The sequence below is a fragment of the Cupriavidus sp. SK-3 genome, from assembly GCF_000611145.1.
Taxonomy (GTDB): domain Bacteria; phylum Pseudomonadota; class Gammaproteobacteria; order Burkholderiales; family Burkholderiaceae; genus Cupriavidus.
This window is the reverse complement of the sequence record NZ_JFJV02000141.1, coordinates 36,216-36,479: the sequence shown is the minus strand read 5'-3', so window position 1 is coordinate 36,479 and position 264 is coordinate 36,216.

Genomic DNA, 264 nt, shown 5'->3' with positions numbered 1-264 from the left:
ATGCGGACGTGCATCGCCAGGTGTGGGAATCGCCTGCCTTTAGGCAGGGGAGGACGTCAAAAAGTTCGGCTGAATCCAGCGCCAGGCAATCCAGGGAGATGCCAAGCGCGCCAACAGCCAAACACGAAATAGCGATGTTTCCCGCAATCCTTGCCGCCCGACCCATGATGTTTAATTCTGGCAGCTGGTTTCGCCGGATTCGGCCGCTGCGCGGGCTCTCCGGTTGTTCCCGTCCACTGCGGACGGGCCGCTCATCATAAACGC